General features: G+C 56.8%; 12 protein-coding genes. 1 reads left to right on the top strand and 11 read right to left on the bottom strand.

The features are described 5' to 3' along the window. Positions 1–36: 36 nt before the first annotated feature. The 4 genes from GZH47_RS21950 to GZH47_RS21935 all read right to left on the bottom strand — a co-directional run bounded on the left by GZH47_RS21950 (position 37) and on the right by GZH47_RS21935 (position 4565). Positions 37–882 carry a phytanoyl-CoA dioxygenase family protein gene (locus GZH47_RS21950; protein WP_162643160.1) on the bottom strand — a complete coding sequence of 282 codons (846 nt, stop codon included), beginning with the start codon at positions 880–882 and terminating at the stop codon, positions 37–39. Positions 883–918: 36 nt separating this feature from the next. Next, complete coding sequence (locus GZH47_RS21945) at positions 919–1884, bottom strand: carbohydrate ABC transporter permease (protein ID WP_162643159.1); 966 nt, start codon at positions 1882–1884, stop codon at positions 919–921. Next, complete coding sequence (locus GZH47_RS21940; RefSeq protein WP_225446162.1) at positions 1878–2855, bottom strand: ABC transporter permease; 978 nt, start codon at positions 2853–2855, stop codon at positions 1878–1880. The genes GZH47_RS21945 and GZH47_RS21940 overlap by 7 nt, the downstream gene beginning before the upstream one ends. 81 nt (positions 2856–2936) lie before the next feature. After that, positions 2937–4565 carry a type 2 periplasmic-binding domain-containing protein gene (locus GZH47_RS21935; protein WP_162643158.1) on the bottom strand — a complete coding sequence of 543 codons (1629 nt, stop codon included), beginning with the start codon at positions 4563–4565 and terminating at the stop codon, positions 2937–2939. A 656-nt stretch (positions 4566–5221) separates the two neighbouring features. Between GZH47_RS21935 and GZH47_RS21930 the strand changes: the two genes are divergently transcribed. Beyond that, positions 5222–6367, top strand: a complete 1146-nt coding sequence (locus GZH47_RS21930; RefSeq protein ID WP_162643157.1) for a GntR family transcriptional regulator — start codon at positions 5222–5224, stop codon at positions 6365–6367. A 704-nt stretch (positions 6368–7071) separates the two neighbouring features. Here GZH47_RS21930 and GZH47_RS21925 read toward each other — a convergent pair. The 7 genes from GZH47_RS21925 to GZH47_RS21895 form a co-directional block, all read right to left on the bottom strand. Continuing rightward, on the bottom strand, positions 7072–7953 hold the full coding sequence (locus tag GZH47_RS21925) for a L,D-transpeptidase family protein (protein WP_318653378.1): 882 nt from the start codon (positions 7951–7953) through the stop codon (positions 7072–7074). A gap of 222 nt (positions 7954–8175) precedes the next feature. Next, the gene (locus GZH47_RS21920; protein WP_162643155.1) at positions 8176–12498 is read right to left on the bottom strand and encodes a sugar-binding protein; all 4323 of its coding nucleotides are present in this window, start codon (positions 12496–12498) and stop codon (positions 8176–8178) included. Between the two features lie 234 nt (positions 12499–12732). Next, positions 12733–14079, bottom strand: a complete 1347-nt coding sequence (locus GZH47_RS21915; protein ID WP_162643154.1) for a response regulator transcription factor — start codon at positions 14077–14079, stop codon at positions 12733–12735. A gap of 158 nt (positions 14080–14237) precedes the next feature. Next, positions 14238–16388, bottom strand: coding sequence for a GH92 family glycosyl hydrolase (locus GZH47_RS21910; protein WP_162643153.1), 2151 nt, complete (start codon positions 16386–16388; stop codon positions 14238–14240). A gap of 190 nt (positions 16389–16578) precedes the next feature. Beyond that, the gene (locus GZH47_RS21905) at positions 16579–16737 is read right to left on the bottom strand and encodes a hypothetical protein (protein ID WP_162643152.1); all 159 of its coding nucleotides are present in this window, start codon (positions 16735–16737) and stop codon (positions 16579–16581) included. Positions 16738–16769: 32 nt separating this feature from the next. After that, complete coding sequence (locus GZH47_RS21900) at positions 16770–17777, bottom strand: formylglycine-generating enzyme family protein (protein ID WP_162643151.1); 1008 nt, start codon at positions 17775–17777, stop codon at positions 16770–16772. A 323-nt stretch (positions 17778–18100) separates the two neighbouring features. Further along, positions 18101–19135, bottom strand: a complete 1035-nt coding sequence (locus GZH47_RS21895; protein ID WP_162643150.1) for an S-layer homology domain-containing protein — start codon at positions 19133–19135, stop codon at positions 18101–18103. Positions 19136–19181: the final 46 nt, after the last annotated feature.

Genomic DNA, 19181 nt, shown 5'->3' with positions numbered 1-19181 from the left:
CCAGCCTCTAGTATTCGCTCCGACAGCCCTATTTCCCTACTTGATCATATGGTAGGGATAATAGGGAGGAAGCGGTTTCGTGTAGGTGTCACGCGCGAATTTGATTTGGTTCGGCGTCCACTGCGAATAAAACAAGCGGGTGTCGTGATCGTCGCTGAGCGCGAGCACTTCGGGCACCGTCGCCCAGTTCGTCAGCGGATAGCTCGACGCCCGGGAATGATAGTTATGCATCGTCCGCCGGCCGTGCGTGCACGCCGCGCTGCCGCCCTTCCGCGTGTGATACGTCGTGATATTGTACAGCACCGCGGTTCCGGCTTTGCCCCGGATCGGGATCTCCTCGTAAGCTTCGCCCTGCTTCTCCTTCGCTTCGGCCAATGTTCCATACGTATGGCTGTTCGGCACCAGACAGAAGGCCGGGCAGCATTCGTGGACGTCCGACAAATAATAGATGACGCATGCGTACGTGCTGATATAAGGATTCTCGGGATCGAAAATCTTCCCGCCGATGGTGCCGTAATAGCTGATGTCACGGTGGAAATTCATCTCGCTGCTGCTCGCCCGGTCCGCGGAAACGTCCCGGAAATCGAATTGGGCGAAGCGCGCCTCGCCGAGCAGTACCTCCTGGATGAGCGGGAAAATCTTCGGATGGCGGATGAATCGATCCATCTCCAGCGGATGCTTCTCCAGAAAGCTGCCCGTGCCGACCGCGCCTTCGATCGGCTTATGCCATTGCTCGGGATTCTCTTTCAATGAAGCTTCGACCAAAACGTTCAAGTAATCGAGCTCCTCCTGCGACAATGCATTCGGAATGACGGCGAAGCCATTCTCCTTATAGTGCGCCAGAATATCCTCTTTCGTCGTTTGCACCGCGTTTGCAGCCATCGTTCGTTCGCCTCGCTTTCGCGTGATAGTGGCTCATTAGCCTTTGACGGAACCCAGCATAATGCCTTTGACAAAATATTTCTGCAGGAACGGATAGACCAGAAGAATCGGCACGATAGCGAATATGATCGTTGCGGCCTTAATATTCTCCGGCTGGACGACCAAGTGGCTGGAATCGTTCAACGTGCTCGTGTTCTGCGTTCCCATGTTGAGCATGTTGAAATCGATGATGATCGAGCGCAGCACCATCTGAAGCGGCCACTTGCTGTTGTCGCTGATGAAGTACAATGCGGAGAAGAAATCATTCCAGTGCCCGACCGCATAGAACAACCCGACCGTGGCGATTACGGGTTTGGACAACGGGAGAATAACGCTCCACAGCACGCGCATATCCGAAGCGCCATCGATCCGGGCCGATTCCTCTAAGCTCTCCGGAATGCTCCAGAAGAAGTTGCGCATCAGGATCAGGTTAAACGGCGCGACCAGCTGCGGGATGATCAACACCCAGACGCTGTCGAGGAGCCCGATATTCTTGAGCAAAATGTACATCGGGATCAGGCCCGCGCCGAACAGCATCGGAATAATGACCAGCCACAGCAAGAAACGATGACCTGGAATTTGCGTCTTCGATAAGCCGTAAGCGCCCGTTGCCGTGAACACCAGATTGAGGAACGTGCCCACGACCGTAACGAATACGGTGATGCCGAAAGCCTTCAACAGCACTTCCGTATTGAAAATGTATTTGTACGCTTCGATCGTGAACGACTTGGGCCAGATCATCATCGGATTCTTGTAGATCTCGTGCGCCTCGCTGAAGGAGATCGCCCATACGTTCACCATCGGCAGCAGCGTAATCAAGCCCGCCACGATCAGGATGAGGTAAATGATGCTCTGCGCCCACCAAGGGTTCGCATCCAAGCTTCTAGACTTGATGGACTTCGACTGTTTGGCGGCTTGCGCGGCATGGGTAGATTGCGCGGCATGGGCAGGTTGTTCTACCATAGCGATTTCTCCCCCATCCTGCGTATGATCGTATTCGCCGTAATGATGAGGATCATCCCGATGACGCCTTTGAACAACCCTACGGCCGTGGCAAGCTCGAATTGCGATTGCAGAATCCCCAGCCGGTATACATACGTATCGATGATATCCCCGACGTCATAGACGGCCGGATTAAGGAACATGAAAATTTGGTCGAAGCCGGCATCCAATATGCCCGCGAGCTGCAAGCAGAACAGCAGCGCGATAATCGGCCTGATGCCAGGCAGCGTAATATGCCAAATTTGCCTCAGCTTCCCGGCTCCGTCGATTTTGGCCGCCTCGTACAGCTGTCCGTCTATGCCGGACAAGGCCGCTAAATAGATGATCGCGCCCCAGCCGAATTCCTTCATGATCGCCGTTATGACAACGAGCGTGCGGAACACGTCCGGGTTCGTCGTGAAATTGAATTTATCCAAGCCCGTATTCACCAGCACCAGATTGATAATGCCGCTCGGGCCGATAAAGTTGTAGATAATGCCCGCGAATACGACCCACGACAGGAAATGGGGGAAGTACGTGATCGTCTGAATGAACCGCTTGAAGAAGACATGCCTCACTTCGTTCAGCAGCAAAGCGAACAGAATCGGTACCGGGAAGCCGAAGAGCAGCCGATAGAGGCTGATGATGACCGTGTTCCTCAGCAGCTCCGGAAACTTCTCCGACGTAAACATCGATTTGAAATGCTCGAAGCCGACCCAGGGGCTGTCCATGATGCCGGCAATGATTTTAAAGTCCTTGAAGGCGATCGTAATGCCGTAGAAAGGCGCATAGGTGAATATCGCAAAATATACGATGGTCGGTAAAATCAGAAGATAGATAAACCGCGACTTCCAAATCTGCGTGCCTAGCCTGCGGTTTCTATGCTGCCTGCCTTTGTTCGGCAGAGGCATCTCCGGATTCCCGTGGGGAGCATAGACGGATTTCGCGCCCATTCAATCAGTCCTTTCCTCGAAACCTGCCGGAAAAGCGCCGGAATAGGGCGCTTGGACTGCCCGATCCCGGCAACCGGCTTGTTAGTCGACATAGTTCGGTTCGGATTTATTCTTCTGCAGCTCGTTTACCTCGTCGATGATTTTCTGACCGCCTGCATCCAAGTATTTCTGGTACGCCGCCTTATACTTCTCTTTGGTCAAATTCATGTCCGTCAGAATGCTGCCGTCTACCTTCGCCATGTAATCCTCCCAAAGCTGCGCCCCCATCTTCGCTTGGGTCGGAGAGGTCACGGTCGGATCTTTATAATCGTTGAAAGGCGATGCGGCGTATTTCTCGAACATGCTCTTGTAATAGTCGAACTGATCGCCGATCCCGGTTCCGATGAAATTCAGTTTCTGCGCATCCCAGTCCAGCTTCTCGCTCATCGGATCGATGAATTTAAGCGGCTCGATCTGGGCGTTCTTATAGGCGTCCTCCCGCTTCTCGTCCGGAATCGGCACTTTCTTGCCTTCCGGATCCACCGTGTACGTCTTGCCTTCGATGCCGTATCTCCGGAAGTCGGAGCCATCGGTCAACGACCAGTTCAGGAACTTGAAGAATTGCGCTGCTTTATCCTTCGCCTTCGCGTTGATGTAGAATCCTCTGTCCTGCGGGAATACGACGCGCGTTCCGCCTTGCTGGCCATCCGGACCCTTCAGCGGGGACATGATCTTGATTTCCGCGTTCGGCACGTTCTTCTTCAGGTCGGTGTAGAGGGATTGCAGGTTCCCGCCGAGAATGACGGCTGCGCGGCCGGCCTTGAATTTCGTCTCGCCGAAGGAAGGATCCGGATTGACGCCCGCTTCTTCGTCGAACAATCCGCGTTTCTTCAAGTCCTGCAGCCAGAATTTAAAGTTCAACGTCTCGTCCTGCATTTCCGCCGGAACGATCTTGTTCGGATCGTCCTTGGAAGGCGCCCAGCCGGAGACGGCGCCGAACGAGGTGCCCAGATCCTTCGCCGCCCAGAAAGGAACCGTGTTGCCGTGCGTCATCGGCACGATGTCTTTGCCGCTGGCTTTGATTTTCTCCAGCGCGGCTTCCAGCTCCGCGACGGAAGTCGGCTCTGCTATGCCGAGCTCATCGAAGATGTCGGCACGGTAATTGATGAAGAAGGGGACGACCGGATAAATCAAATTGGGAATGAAGTAGATATCCCCTTTAGCGTCGGCCATCTTCTCCCAGATTCCGGCGGGTACCGCATTCTTCACGGCCGGATATTGATCCAGGTAATCATTGATTTTCAGAAATGCGCCTTGATCCTGCAGATCCTTCCAGAACGGATCTACCGGGCCTCCGCCCCAGATGACGTCCGGCATGTTGCCGCCTGCCGCCGTCGTCTTGATGGTGGCATCATAGTCGACGACCGGGATAATGCGCACGTCGATGTCGACATTCGCCTCTTTGAACAATTCTTTCTCGTAGGCGCCGCCCTTGGTGTACGTGGCTGGCCCCCAGGTCGGCCGTGTATAGCTGAATTTAAAAGGACCCGAATCGCTCTTGCCGTCATTCGCTTTCTCGCCCGTCGTTCCCCCGTTTGCGCCGCCTTCCGCCGATGAGCCCGAGTTGTTGTTATTACTGCAACCGATGATAAGACTGAGCAGCATAATCACTGCGAGAGACAACAATCCGGCGACCCTTGCTTGTTTCTTGTCCGGTTTCATTCGCTCCATATTCATCCTCCTCGTTGAGTTCAACCCACTTCCTAGTCATAGCCAGCTAGCATTTCAGCAAAAAAGAACGATAGCCCCCCTATTCCAATTCGGTTCTATTTATGAAAAATTCCGGATGCGGAATGTTTCAACGCCATTAGGTATGCGCTTACATTTCTGTGAAAAGAGAACAAGCTCATCTAGGGTGGAGGTTCGGGTCGATCGTCGTGAGTGCGTGCATATAGCGGATGAATGCTCTAGGTGCGGTTGCTGCAGGCGCGAACGCTGCGGGCCGCGAAGCTGCCGGCAGGAAGCTGCAGGTGCGGACGCTATGGGCCGTGAAGCTGCTGGTGAGAAGGAACCTATTATCGCGGAGAGGATGTGGTATTTTATTCTTGTCTACGTTGGTATATACCTGTAATGTCAAGGCATGAACTCTATATGTTCTTGGCATGAATGTTAGCATCACTGGTAAACAGTTGTAAATGGCGGCCAACACCTGTTATGTATGGTTTTTGTAAGAAAATCGATGTTTTTTGCGCAATTTTGGGGTGAATTCTCCATTTTTGAGCGATCTGCGGCAATTGAACCTATAGTCCTATGTTCATCTTTACAACTTTTCGAGCGGCCTATAAGATGATATATAACAAGTCTTAAGAAGACATGAGGTTGCAGATATGGCCAAAAACATTCAACATCTCTCTCTTTATGAGCAAATCAAACATTATCTGATTTCGGAGATCGAGCTCGCGCATTGGAAGCCCCACGATAAGCTTCCCTCGGAGTACGAGTTGACCAAGCAATTCTCCGTCAGCCGGATTACCGTGAAGAAGGCGATGTCCGATCTGGTTGAGCAAGGCATCGTATACCGCGTCCAAGGGAAAGGCAGTTACGTAGCCGAGCCCGATACGGCGCTCTCCACGGGCGACGCGCCCCGGCCGCTGCAAACGCAAACCGTTGCGCTGCTGCTCCCCTTCATTAACAACCAGCATAATGCCTTGCTGCTTAATGGCGTCGAGCGCATCCTCTCGGAAGCGGGCTACTCGCTGCTCTTCTGCAACACGGAGAACTCCATCGCCAAGGAAGAACGCGTCATCCGGGAGATGATCGCGCGCAAGGTCGCAGGCATGATCGTTTATCCCGTCGACGGCGAATCGTATAATCGGGAAATTTTGCAGCTTACGCTCGATGCCTTCCCGCTTGTCGTCATGGATCGTTATTTGCGCGGAATCGACACGAACTGCGTATGTCCGAACAATTTAAGAGGCGCCCAGGAAGCCGTCGACTACTTGATCTCTCTCGGACACCGCAATATCGGCTTTCTGTCGACGACAATTACCGACACCAGCAGCATCGAGGACCGTCTGGCCGGCTATGAAAAATCGCTGGCCGAGCATCAGATCCCGATCGACCGCCGCTACCGGTATGCCGGTATCGAGCTGGGCGAACCCAAGCCGATCAAGGCGAAAATCAGGGATTTTCTAGAGCGGAATCCCGAGATGACGGCGATCTTCGCCATTAATCCGGGACTTGGACTGCAAGTGATAAGAGCGGCTTCGGAGATGGGCATTCGCGTGCCGGAGGAGCTGTCCCTCATTTTCTTCGACGATTTCGAGCTTTCGGAATTCTACAGCGTCAGGCCGACGTATGTCAGCCAGGAAGAGAACGTGCTCGGTCAAGAAGCGGCCAAGCTGCTCATCTCCGTCATGGAGAATCCGGAGCAGGAGACGCAAAAGCTGTTCTTCACGCCGAAATTAATCGTGAGGGAATCGACCGCGAAGCCGGGTGTACGGGGGTCGGGCACCGGGAGCGAGGGCGGTTAGACAGAGAAAAAGGTCCTGCCTTTCGACGGGCAGGACCTTTTTGCTCGGCCTTGGGCCAGGTTGGTGCCAAGAGCTGCACCTCGTACACTACATTTGCGGAAAACTGACGCATTCGAGCCATGAGCTGCACCCACTACACTACATGTGCGGAAAACCGGCGCGTTCGAGCCATGAGCTGCACCCAGTAACCTCACACGCTAATTTGTACGATTTTTCGTACAGAACCCCCGTTACCGGCTACCCCTCACGCTGCTTTGTACGATTTTTCGTACAAAACCCCAGCTACCGGCTGCCTCACACGCTGCTTTGTACGATTTTTCGTACAAAACCCCAGCTACAGGCTACCTCCCACGCTGCTTTGTACGATTTTTCGTACAAAAGCCCAGCGACGGGCTGCCTCACACGCTGCTATGTATGATTTTTCGTGCAAACCCCCAGCGACGGGCTACCTCTCACGGCCCCCCGTACACTACATGTGTGGAAAACCAGTGAACCAGTTTTGCGCCACTTTTCAGTTGCGGCGATAGCTTTTCCCCAGTTCGAACCGCTTTGGCGTCACTTCCCTGCCACCGGGGCAGCTTTTCCCCAGTCCACTTTAGCGCCAGACGTTCCCGACACGCCACAAAAGCCCGGACGCCTCCGTTCTGAACGAACGAGGCTGCCCGGGCTTTCTCTACTTCCCACGGCTAGGACAGTATGCTGCGTTACGAGTTAAGCCGGATCTCCTGCGCTTTGCCATCCCATACAACCTGATAGCCAGTCAGTTCCGCAAGATCTCGCAAGGGCAGCATGACGGCACTATCCACGACTTTGGAAGGTGTCATCGTTTGAATTGAACCGTTGACGTCAACGACGCTCGCCAAAGGCTGAAAGGCAATCGTTTGGCTGCCGACGACGGCCGTGACGGTTTGGCTCGCGCCATCCCAATTCACCTTGGCCCCCAGCATTTCGAAGATTTCCCGCATCGGAATAAACACGCGCGAATCGTCGATCATCAGCTGATGCTCCAATGCCATCGTTTTACCGTTCAACAGCAATTTCCCCGCGTAATGCTGCAGGACCGAATAGCCATGCTGCACGGCAATGGCGTCAAAAGTAAGCTTCGACGATGTAATGACGACGCGCGTACCGAGCTCGATTTGCGGGAACAGCCAGTGGATCTCATCGTTCTTCATGCGAATGCAGCCCGCGCTTACATATTTGCCGATGGATGAAGCCTTATTATTGCCATGAATCGCGTAGGTCGTTCCTTCCGTCCCATTGACCTCCAGCCCCAGCCATCGGTCGCCGAGCGGATTTCGGGGATCGCCGCCGGGAATTTTGTCTTTGTAATACGGCCTGTTCTTAATCTTGTTCACGATCTTGAAGCTTCCCTCCGGGGTCAAATCACGGGTCTTGCCCGTAGCGACGGAGAAGGTTTTGATCAGCTCGCCGCCCTCGTAGAACGCCAATTGATTCGTTTTCTTGTTGATGACAAGCAGCTGATCTTTGCTTGCCGCGGCACTTGCGCTAGTAAGGGACAGGACATTCCATAGAAGCAGCAACACGATCGATAGACTACTAACTTTCAAGCTGTACCGGCTCAAAACTAAACGACCTCCCATTCCGATAAGGATCCATGTAGTAATCTATGATGAGGACAGTCTCCGCCATCACTCCGATTTCACAGGTTGGGCTGCCGCCCCCGGCAATCGGTGTCGAATGCGCGGCGAAATCGCGGGCTATGCATCTCCCGAATGTCGAGAAAGGCCTTGCGAATCCGCAAGGCCCTTCTCCAGTCGGCAGCTTAGCAGCTATCGCCTTGCGCCTTAATTCGCCAGGATCAAATCTCCGAATTGCGCCGGATCCTTGCCGTTCGCGATACCGCCCATGTAGGACAGCCAGCCTTTGCGGCCGCTGCCGTCGCTGTCGTTGACGACGAAGGACAAGCCGATGTCTTTCGTGCCCGCATAAGCGGCCGGACGGATATCGTCCCAGTCAAAAGCAAGCGTGTACGTCGTCGTCTTCGCCGTTTCATCCCGCTTCACGAATCCGTGGCTCCGCGTCAGCAGCTGCCCGGCGCTCAGGCCGAGTGCCGCATAATCCGACCGGTCGACCGCGATGCCGTAAGCGCCCGTCGACGAATTAAGCGCCGCCGTGAAGCTGAGATGCGGTCCGCCGGCGACTGGCCCCGAAGCGCGTGCCGGGTCGATGGACACCTGCAGGCTGTCGCCCGCCCAGGCATCCACGATGTTCGCCTGCGTCATCGAGTGAATATCGTCCTTCACTTGAACGGCCAGGTAGAGATAATCGTCGTCCCATTTCACTTTGGCCGTGGCGCTCTGATCGTTGACGCCGCTCCATGTCCCGGAGGCTTGGGACTGCTGGTTCAGCACGATATCCGTCGCCCCCGTCCATTCGCTCGCATGGATCGTGCCGTCGATCGTAATGGCCGCTGCCGCCTTATGCGCCACGAGCGCACTGATCGGACGCTGCACATCGAAGGCGTAGCCGCCGTTCAGCTGGACATGGAACGCGAAGCTTCCCGTCGCGTAGCTGTCCAGCGTCGGAATCGTGAATACCGCTGTCTGGGACGCGTTCGCGGCTACCGACGAGATCGTCTTCGTCTGCGTCCAGCCGTTCGGTCCTGTCGCCGTCACGACGATATTCGTGGTCGCGCCGGAGGCATGGTTGCTGTATTTGAAATTCAAGTCATACCCGCCGGAGGCGTTCACCGAAGGGGAAATCTCCGTGCTGTACAGCCCCTTCGTCGTATAGCTGACGTTCTGGGTGGTATATGTCGTGCCGCCCGAGACCGGCGTAATGCCGATCGTGCCTTGGAACTGCTGGAAGCTGGAAGGCACGCTGAGCACGAGGGTGTCCTTCGCGTGACCGGAAGTGAAGCTCCCGCCCGATACGACCGACCAGCCTGACGGCAGGCTCAAGTTATACGTGCCGGACAATGCTTGCGCCGAGGAGTCGCGCGTGATGTCGATGGATACGTTGCTGCCCGGCGTCACGCTCGCGCTGGTAAAGACCGGGGTGAACCCCGTATTCTGAACTTGGAATACCCGTACCCAGTCCACGTACATTTCAGCCGTATTGCCGTAACGGTCGAAGCCGCCGCGGTAGGAGTCGGCATCGCTCTTGCGGAACGCATTGTTGATCATGAAGTAGTTGCCTACCGTCCAGCTGCGGTCCAGCGTCGGATGCGAAGAGCCCGGAATGTACTGGTCGTCGAAATAGTAGTACGTCGTATCTTCTGTAATCAGCATGCCGTACGTATGCCAGCCTTCGGACAAATTCACGCCATTGCCGAAACTGTTGGTGCTGGCGGTGCCGCCGGTATGAATGCCGCCGTAGCCGTCGCCCCACGTATGATGGTTGAAAGTCGTTGTCGTCGGATTGCCGCCCATGTAGGCTTCAAGCACGTCGAGCTCGTCATTGCCCGGTCTGCCGTTCGGATCGTTCGGCGACAAGGTCCAGAATGCCGGCCATAAGCCCGGATTCGGCGGGAGGAACATACGCGTCTCGAAGTATTGCGCGGCGCCCGGCTTCGTCGTGAATCCGGAACCGTCCGTGCCCATCGAAGCCAGGAAGCCGGTCGTAAACGTTTGGCCCCAGTTCGGTTCGACGACCGTGCTGCCCCAGTCCTTCGTCTCGATCTTCATATAATCCGAATTCACGATGGAGAAGGGACTGTAGTTGCTGACCGCGCTGCCGTATGAATAGTTCGGCGGCGTGAATTTCGCGTCCGCGTATTCCGGCCAGCCGCTCGGATCCGGTTTGGCGGCGGCGTATTTGTCGGCGCCCGCGCCGGTGTACGAGATCGTCGGCATCGTCGTGAAGTCGTCCAGGAACACCTGCTGCATCGTCAGCCCGTGTGCCGCGATGGCCGCCGGAACCGTGCTGCGCGTGTTGGCCGGACCGCCGTTCCATGCCGTCGTGCCTGCGTTATTGATTAGCTGCAGGTAGCTGTCGTCGGATTCGCCGCTCGCGTTCCAAGCCTTGATATGGATCGCGACCGGTCCTTCCGGGAAGTCCGCCGCGTTGAACGTGAAGGTGCCTTTGCCGTTGTCGTTCTGATCTAGCGCGATGTTCGAAGACGTCAACGCCTTCATGTACCCGTACGCATTCGTATGCGCGCTATCCGGCGCGTGCAGCGATTCCGCGCTCGCGCTCGTAAAGCCGGGCGCATAGAACGTCACGCCGACTTGGCCATTGATCGCCGAATAGTACGTCGGGCTCGTTACCGTGATGAGCTTGAATTTATAAGGGCTCGTGCCGCCGCCTGCGCTTGGCGTGTATTCGAACGCCTTGATCAGTGCGTAGGCGCTGCCGGAAATGGACTTGCCCGCCACTTTGACGGTGAGGGTATGGGCGCCTGCCGGGAGGCCGGTTTCCTCGAATACGTTGGCCGAATCCACCCACGTCGCGTTATACGTATCGATCGTGCTCTCCAGGAGACCGTCGATGTACACTTTAACGATGCCGCCCTGCTGCTGCTTCGTCATGTAGAGCGCGATGGTCGTGCCCGTGAAGTGGAAGTCGACGGATTCGTTGGCGTTATCGACGTTGTCGTACATCCATGACCAGCCGTCGCTCCACCAGCCTGCGCCGTTAAACGTAAACTCCGGCTCTGCCGCGTTGGTCGTCCAACCGCCCGAATGCGGATTGCTGTCCGCGTTCACCACGACTTTATTCGGATCGGTGCCCGGATCGGTCGGCGTCTGCTCGGTGCCGTAGTCGAATGCCTTGACCAGCACGTACGCATTGCCCGCGATCGACTTGCCGGCCGTCTCGATCTTGATGGCGTGCGCGCCCTGCGTCAAGCTCGTATTCTCGTATACTTTCGCCGATTCCACCCATGTCGGGTTCGCCGTATCCACGGTCGTCATCAGCGTGCCGTCCACATAGATATTCGCTTTGCCGCCCTCTGCGTGCTTCGTCATGTACAGCGCGATGGAGTTGCCCGTGAAATTAAACTGGACCGCTTCATTCGCATTGGCAACATTGTCGTACATCCACGACCAGCCGTCGCTCCACCAGCCCGTACCCGTAAAGGTAAACGCCGTCTGCGCCGCGTTGGCGCTCCATTGGCCCGAGCCCGGGACAGCCGCTGCATCTACGAGCGTATGCCCGGCCGCCGGCGCCGGCGGCGGATCCAGATTCACCGGAGGCTGCGAACCGTAATCGAACGCCTTGATGAGCACGTAGGCATTGCCGGCGATCGATTTGCCCGCCACCTCGACCTTAATGGCATGGGCGCCCTGCGTCAGGCCCGTTTGCTCGTACACTTTCGCCGATTCCACCCAGCCAGCGTTCAACGTATCGACCGTGGTTTTCAGCGCGCCGTCCACGTAAATATTCACTTTGCCGCCTTCCGCGTGCTTCGTCATGTACAGCGCAATGGAGTTGCCCGTGAAATTAAACTGGACCGCTTCATTGGCGTTGGCGACGTTGTCGTACATCCACGACCAGCTGTCGCTCCACCACTGCGTACCCGTGAAGGTGAAGGACGTTTGCGTCGTATTGTCGGTCCATCTGCCCGTGCCCGGCACGCTGGCCGCATTCACGAGCGTATGGTTCGCCGCGGGCGCCGGAGGCGGATCCAGATTCGGCGACGGCGCCGAGCCGTATACGAACGACTTGATCAGCACGTACGCATCCGTCGCGATGGATTTGCCCGCGACTTCGACCTTCAGCGTGTGCGCGCCGCTGGCCAGCCCCATCTGCTCGAACACTTTCGCCGATTCGACCCAGGTCGGGTTGACCGTATCGACCGTGCTCTTCAGCGTGCCGTCCACGTAAATATTCACTTTGCCCCCATGATCGTGCTTCGACATATTCAGCGCGATATAATCGCCCGTAAAATGAAACGTGACCGCCTCGTTCGCATTCGAAACGTTGTCGTACATCCACGACCAGGTGTCGCTCCACCACTGCGTGCCCGTGAAGGTGAAAGCCGTTTGCGTCGCATTGCCGGTCCATTGACCGCTGTAAGGAACGGTGCTCGCATCCACCGTCGTCAACAGTTCGCCCGGCAGCGGATCGGCAGAGGTGCTGCGCGCTGTCCCGGGAATGAGCCCGGAGAGCATAAGAACGGCGGCAAGCAGCAGTGCCGTCCACTTGGTCATCGGTTTGATTTTCAATATAATCCTCCTATTCGCGCTTGGATTCCATTCGAGTACGCGTCACGCGAGCGGCAGCCCGCGCCTTATCCCCTCCTTCGCCGACGTGCTTTTCCGCTTTCCTGCAGTAGGACGAATGCACCATGGCGAAAAGATCGTATCATCGGCGTTATACGGTTCATAGAGGCCAAACTTATGATTTCTATGGTAGAATAAGCAGTTTGTTTTGCGGATTCGTTTCCCGATGAATCGCTTCTACCCGTTACGCGGCTGCTTTAATTTCCCCCTATACTCGTTCGGCGTCTTGCCGGTATGCTTCTTGAATACCTCGGAGAAGTAGGCCGGATCGGAGTAACCTACCAGCTCCACGATTTCATACACCTTGTAGCTGTTGTCGAGCATCAGCTCCTTCGCTTTATTCATCCGAACGGTCGTCAAATATTTCAGAAAACGCTCGCCCGCATTCTTGAACAGCAGGGACAAATGCCCCGTCGAGATAAAGACATGATCCGCTACTTCCTTCAGCGTCAAGCTTCGACTGTAATTCGCTTTCATGTAGCGCTTGGCTTCCACGAGAATAATGCTGTCCCGGGACACGGAAAACTGATCTTGATCCGGCTCATCCACGACGGCCTCATCTTCTTCTTCTCCGGTCACCGGCTGCCAGTGAAGGCCGTTCTCTTCCATGCGCGTTTCCGCCGCGCGTTGGGCGCCTTCCTCCTCCGCGTTCTCGGCTAGCACCGACTTTGCGGACTGCATGGAACGACAGACGGCGGATACGCTTGCGACGGTCAACCCGATGCCGATGGAGAACGTCGACTTGAACAGGCCGATATACCGGTGCAGCTGGCCGACGATATCCCCGAAGCGCTGACGGTCGCCGTCCTTGGACAGCAAATAGACCTCCAAACCCGCTTTGTCGACCAGATGATAGCCGAAATGCTGCGAGTCCCAGAGGTCGCTCATAATATTGTCCAGCGAGAAGGCAAGCAAATTGCGTTCCCGATCCGGGATGCGCTGACGATGAACGGCAAGCCGGTCCAACCGGATGACCGCGGCCGTGTAAGTATCCGCTTCCAGCAGCACCTCGCCTTCCGCGCTGTCTTGTTCAAGCACTTCCCCTTGCAGCGGACGCTCGAACAGCCTGCCGAGAAAATCCTCCCGCAGCACTTTCGTCAATTGGGTCGCTTTGCGCGTCAGCACCTCCAGCCGGTGACGATTCTGCTTCTGCTCGTCCAGCCGGGCCGTCAATCGCTTCATCGTGCCGGCCAATTCCGTGAACGACACGGGTTTGAGCAAGTAGTCGACCGCGCCGTGCTGCGTCGCTTTCTGCGCATAGCCGAAATCGCTGTAGCCCGATAATACGATGACTTTGATAAACGGATAGTAGCGATGCAGCGATTCCATCAGCGCTATGCCGTCCATGAACGGCATGCGAATGTCCGTCATCACAATGTCGACGGGATAGGCCGAAATAAATTGAAGCGCTTCCAATCCATGGGCGCAACTGCCGGCGACTTGGATATCATGGTCCCCCCATGTCCAACCCGCCAAGCCGTCGCGAATCACTTTCTCGTCGTCAACAATCAATAGCTGGTACATGCCAGATCGTCCCCCCGAGCGGAGTATTCTTCGCCTGCCTGCTTCAATCTGTTCCTCTTTCACTCACTTGCTTGCAATCTATCATTTCCCCCCTCTCGTCGATGGACAAAACGGCGACGTCGCCGTCGCCGCCCGTTTTCCTATAATAAAACATCTCTTCAAATATTGTCCATACCGCCAACAGCAGCTGCGCCTATGCTTCCCGCTCCCCATGTCTTGTTCGGCCGATCGCCCATTCGCAGCGTAAGCACGCCTCCGCCGGTCACATCCGCATGGCTGATGCGCGGCTCGGCCAGCGGCCGTCCATTGATCTCCGCGGCTTGAATGTACTTGTTCCGCTCGGAGACGCCTTCCGCATGGATCGTAAACGTCTTGCCCCCGCCGACGGCGATCGACGTCCGCTCGAACAGCGGGCTGCCGATTTCATAGCTCGCCTTGCCCGGGCAGATCGGATAGAAGCCCATTGCGCTGAACACGTACCAGGACGACATCGCCCCGTTATCCTCGTCGCCGCAAATGCCGGTCGGCGTCGCTTGATACCAGAGCTTCATGATTTCCCGCAAGCGGCGCTGCGCCTTCCACGGCGATGCCGTGTAATTGTACAGGTACGGAATATGGAACGCCGGTTCATTGCCTTGGCAATATTGGCCGATCAGTCCGGTCGCATCCGGGAATTGCCCGAGGAAACGGTATTTGGATCCATCGTACTGCTCGGTAAACAGCGCATCCAGCCGTTCTTCAAACTTCTCCGGGCCGCCCATCAACTCGATCAGCCCTTCGATATCATGCTGAACGTGGAAGTTATAGATCCAAGCGTTGCATTCGGAGAAATAATCTCTGCCGCCCAGCCCGCCGCCGTATTTCGGATCGAACGGCTCGATCCATTCGCCGTCGGCCGACTTCGGCGACATGAATCCGGTGGCGTCGTTATACAGCTTGCGGTAGTTCTGCGAACGCTGCATGAAATGCTCGTAGTCCTCCGTATAGCCTAGATCCCGGGCAAACTGCGCGATGCACCAGTCGTCGTAAGCATGCTCCAGCGTCACGGCGACCGACTGCCGCCGTTCGAAGCCGTCCACTTCTTTCACCCACTCGCTCTCGCCCGGACGGAGCGCCGGATAGAAGCCCTGCTCCATATAATGGCGGTCCAGTTCCGTTAACGGCCCGTGTACCCATGGCAGCATCGTCACTTCCGTCGCGTTGACCTTCATCGCCTCGAATGCTTTGGCCGCATCGAAATTCCGGTATCCTTTGGCGAACACGTCATAGATAAGCGCGGCGGTATGGTTGCCCGTCATAACCGGCAGGTCTCCCTGCACGAACGGGAACTGCGGCAGCCACCCGCACTGCTCGTACATGCGGACGTAGGATTGGATCATATCCTGCTTGCGCTCCGGATCCAGCAGCAGCTGCAGCGGGTGAAGGCAGCGGTACGTATCCCAGATATTGTCCGACACATAGAAGTCGCGGCCGGCGCTCTCGTGAATTCGGCCGTCATAGGCGCTGTAGTAGCGGCCATCCTCCGTAATGCTGCTCATATTAAGAAGCGAACGATACAGCGAGGTATAGAAAATCGTCTTCTGCTCCTCGGAGCCGCCGGTCACTTCGATCCGGCTGAGCGCGCTCTGCCAGATCTCGCGGGCCGCTTGTTTCGTTTGCTCGAAACTGCGTCCGTCCAGCTCGCTGCCCGCATTGCGCTTCGCCTGCTCCGCGTCGATATACGAGATGCCTGCTTGAACTTCGAGCAGGCCCTCCGGAGCCTTCGTCCGGAGCATGCATCCGGCTTGGCGTTCCGACCGCCATTCCCCGAATCGCTCGACCGGCTGCGAGAATGCGAGAAACGTATAATGAGTCACGCCGTTCAGCGTGCCTTGGACGACCGCCGACCGCTCGCTTAGCAGCGCCAGGCTGCCATTCGCGGGAAATCCGACCGATATGGCGGCGACCGAAGCATCCGGATAACGGAAACGGTAGTGAGCGGATTGATAGGAAGCCGTCATTTCCGCCTCGATGCCTTCATCCTCCAGCAGCACGCTGTAGGCGTAAGGCGTCGCTTGCTCCAGGTCGTGATCGTAGAGCGACGAGAGCGATGCCGGGTCGGACAGGGCAGCGTTCCGCGTCGGCATCAGACTGGCGCATCCGGCCGGGAAGCCGAAGATCCGGTCCGCCAAATATTTGTCCGCAATGCCCGGCGTCGTTATCGGCGCAAGCTTCATCATGCCGTGCGGCAGCGAAACCGTAGGCGAAGTTGCGGTAAGCAAATGGCCAATCGAGCCGATCAACGGATTGACATAATCAACAGCAAGCATGGAATCCCCTCCAAATCATCAGTCCCTTCCATTGTAACAAGGCAAATTTACCAGCTATATAAGGCAAACCTCTAAAACATACGGGTATTCCTATGCACCTTGTCCCATAAAACAAAAACGCGCACCGAATGAATCCGGTGCGCGTCCAATGCATGTCGGCGAGGACCGGACGAATTCCGGCACACTCGCGTTAAATCAAATTCGATTTCTTAAGCAGTCGTTCGACCATTGCCGCCACTTCCGCGCGCGTCACGGCTTCTTGCGGCGCAAGGCGATTGCCGTCGCGGCCGTGGAAACCTGCCTTTTCCGCATACAAAAAATACCGCAGCACAGCGCTGTTACGCTGCATTGCGGTATCCTCCATAAAGATTCGTACCTGCCTTAAGCATCCGCCGCACAGCGAAAGCCCATATTGCCCGTGGAGCTGTCCGGCGTATTGGAGCTGCGCGCGGCCACCCGGTACCGGTTGCAGTACGACTTGTGGCAGAGGTAGGACCCTCCTCGCGTCACCCGGCTTACGCCCGTTACGGGACCTTGCGGGTTCACGCCGCTTCCCGGCGCTTCCGCTGGCTGAGCGGTGAACCAGTCGCCGCACCACTCCCACACGTTGCCGACCATGTTGTACAGACCGTAGCCGTTCGGAGCAAAAGAACGTACCGGCGCGGTACCCGCATAGCCGTCGGAGGCATTGTTCTTATCGGGGAATTTGCCCTGCCAGATGTTGCAGCGGTGCTCCCCGTCCGGCTTCAGCAGGTCGCCCCACGGATATCGCTTCTGCGCGAGTCCGCCTCGCGCCGCGTATTCCCATTCCGCTTCCGTCGGCAAGCGTTTCCCCGCCCACTTCGCGTAGGCCGCGGCATCGCTCCACGACACGTGAACGACAGGGTGATCGAGCCGATCGTCGATCCCGGATCCTTCGCCTTCCGGCTTGTGCCAGCTTGCGCCGTCGACGGCCAGCCACCAAGGCACTCCGGGCACCGGCTTGGCAGCGGCTCTCGCTGCTTCCGGCACGAACAGATGGAAGACGAACGACCAGCCGAACCGCTCCGCTTCGGTGACGTAGCCGGTCGCCTCCGCGAAAGCGGCGAATTCCGCATTCGTAACGGCGCAGGCATCCATATAGAAGGGGGACAATGCGACCTTCCGGATCGGGCCTTCGCCGTCTCGCGGGAATCCCTCCTCGTCATCGGTACCCATGAGGAACTCGCCGCCTGGCAAATAGATCATGTCTCTTCTCGTCTGTTGGCTGACGAGAGAATCAGCTTCCGGAGCCGAATCAGCCAGTTCCGGCTGCGCGTCGGCTTGCATATCGGCTTGTCCTCGTTCCAACGCTTCCGGCTCTGCTCTTGATACCCCGCAGCAGCAAGACGGCTTGTGATCAGCTTCCATCGTTGTCGTATCTCCTTTATCCGCAAGCTTATTGTCCATAAACGCAAATGAGACAGGCCACAATACGAGGAGGTCCCCAAGCATGTCTCCGACTCTCCGGCCGACAAGCGACCGCGATGCAAATTGGCTAATTCCAACGAAATTACTCGGTTATTATTATGTTTCGTATGATACCTGCAGGGTTTAATCGTGTCAACCGCTTTTATGCGTTCGTCGTCTAGCATCTAGCGTATAGTTGCCGCACGAAACATCGCTACCGTCGCTGCACGCACCAAGGGCCGCTCCCGTCCGGTCGGACGAGAGCGGCCCTATTGGCATGCGTATTACTGCTGCTGCAGCATCAGGATGCGGTACAGGATGACCGCCATTTCGGCGCGGTTCGTTGATTTGGCCGGCTCGATGCCGACCGTGCCGCCCTTCACGATGCCCGCCTTCACCAGCGCGGCAACGGACTTGGCGGCATAATCGGCGACTTGGCCTTTATCGGCAAAACCATCCAGCTCCTTGCCGGACGGCTCCGGCAGCTCCTTGCCGATGGCATGCAGCGTACGATCGATCATGACCATCATTTCCTGGCGGGACACCGCCGCTTCGGGCTTAAACCCCGCTCCGTCGCCGGTGGCAATGCCAAGCGCTTTGGCCGCGGCAATCGCGTCATAATAATATTTGCCTTTCGGGACATCGGCAAAATTGCCTCCGTCCGTCTGCGGCGACTTGAGGTTGAACGCTCTTACGAGCATCAGAATCAGATCGCCCCGCTTCACGGATTGGGCAGGCTCGTATTTGCCGTTACCCGTTCCGCCTACGATGCCATGGCTGGCCAGATAGTTGATGGACTCCGCGGCCCACGACCACTTGGCGCCGAGATCGCTGAATTTGCCCGCAGCGCTCGCAAGTACCGAAATTCCGGCATCCGGATGCAGCTCGGTCATGGCCAGCTTCGAATCGACCAGCTTCAAATCTTGAATGGCGACCTTGGCCGAACCGGTGCCGATCTCTTCGAATGTGAATGCGGCCAATGTCGCGCTGCCGCTAACGCCGGCCGTTTTGCCGATTTTCGTATGGGCGAAGCGTACCTGCCCGTCGGTCAGAATCGGTTCAGTCGACATGCCCGCGATGCTGCTCGCCGCTTCCTTGAACCGCAGCTTGCCCGCATCGTAACTGAGCGTAACATCGAATGCATAAACGTCGGCTAGATTCTTTCCTTGCAGCTCGATCTTGATCGAACCGTCAGCGGCAGGTGAAGCCGTAATCGCCTTCAGCGCGAAGGACTGCACCGCGGCCGCGCGGGCCGGCGCAAGTCCTTGGGCTCCGATCAGCAGGCAAATAAGAAAACCGAACAATAGTTTACGCGACATGGCGATCACACTTCCTTCCTTATGCAAATCGTAAATGAGAAGACGG

The sequence above is a fragment of the Paenibacillus rhizovicinus genome (genome assembly GCF_010365285.1).
In the GTDB taxonomy this organism is placed as follows: domain Bacteria; phylum Bacillota; class Bacilli; order Paenibacillales; family Paenibacillaceae; genus Paenibacillus_Z; species Paenibacillus_Z rhizovicinus.
The sequence above is the reverse complement of the archived record's forward strand: the minus strand, read 5'-3'. Positions and strand labels throughout refer to the sequence as shown.

Bases quoted from the DNA above. Each gene is read 5' to 3' on its own strand.
- GZH47_RS21910 (WP_162643153.1), bottom strand. From the start codon at position 16,388: ATGCTTGCTGTTGATTATGTCAATCCGTTGATCGGCTCGATTGGCCAT.
- GZH47_RS21930 (WP_162643157.1), top strand. From the start codon at position 5,222: ATGGCCAAAAACATTCAACATCTCTCTCTTTATGAGCAAATCAAACAT.
- GZH47_RS21905 (WP_162643152.1), bottom strand. From the start codon at position 16,737: ATGCAGCGTAACAGCGCTGTGCTGCGGTATTTTTTGTATGCGGAAAAG.
- GZH47_RS21935 (WP_162643158.1), bottom strand. From the start codon at position 4,565: ATGGAGCGAATGAAACCGGACAAGAAACAAGCAAGGGTCGCCGGATTG.
- GZH47_RS21950 (WP_162643160.1), bottom strand. From the start codon at position 882: ATGGCTGCAAACGCGGTGCAAACGACGAAAGAGGATATTCTGGCGCAC.
- GZH47_RS21945 (WP_162643159.1), bottom strand. From the start codon at position 1,884: ATGGTAGAACAACCTGCCCATGCCGCGCAATCTACCCATGCCGCGCAA.
- GZH47_RS21900 (WP_162643151.1), bottom strand. From the start codon at position 17,777: ATGGAAGCTGATCACAAGCCGTCTTGCTGCTGCGGGGTATCAAGAGCA.
- GZH47_RS21915 (WP_162643154.1), bottom strand. From the start codon at position 14,079: ATGTACCAGCTATTGATTGTTGACGACGAGAAAGTGATTCGCGACGGC.
- GZH47_RS21940 (WP_225446162.1), bottom strand. From the start codon at position 2,855: ATGGGCGCGAAATCCGTCTATGCTCCCCACGGGAATCCGGAGATGCCT.
- GZH47_RS21895 (WP_162643150.1), bottom strand. From the start codon at position 19,135: ATGTCGCGTAAACTATTGTTCGGTTTTCTTATTTGCCTGCTGATCGGA.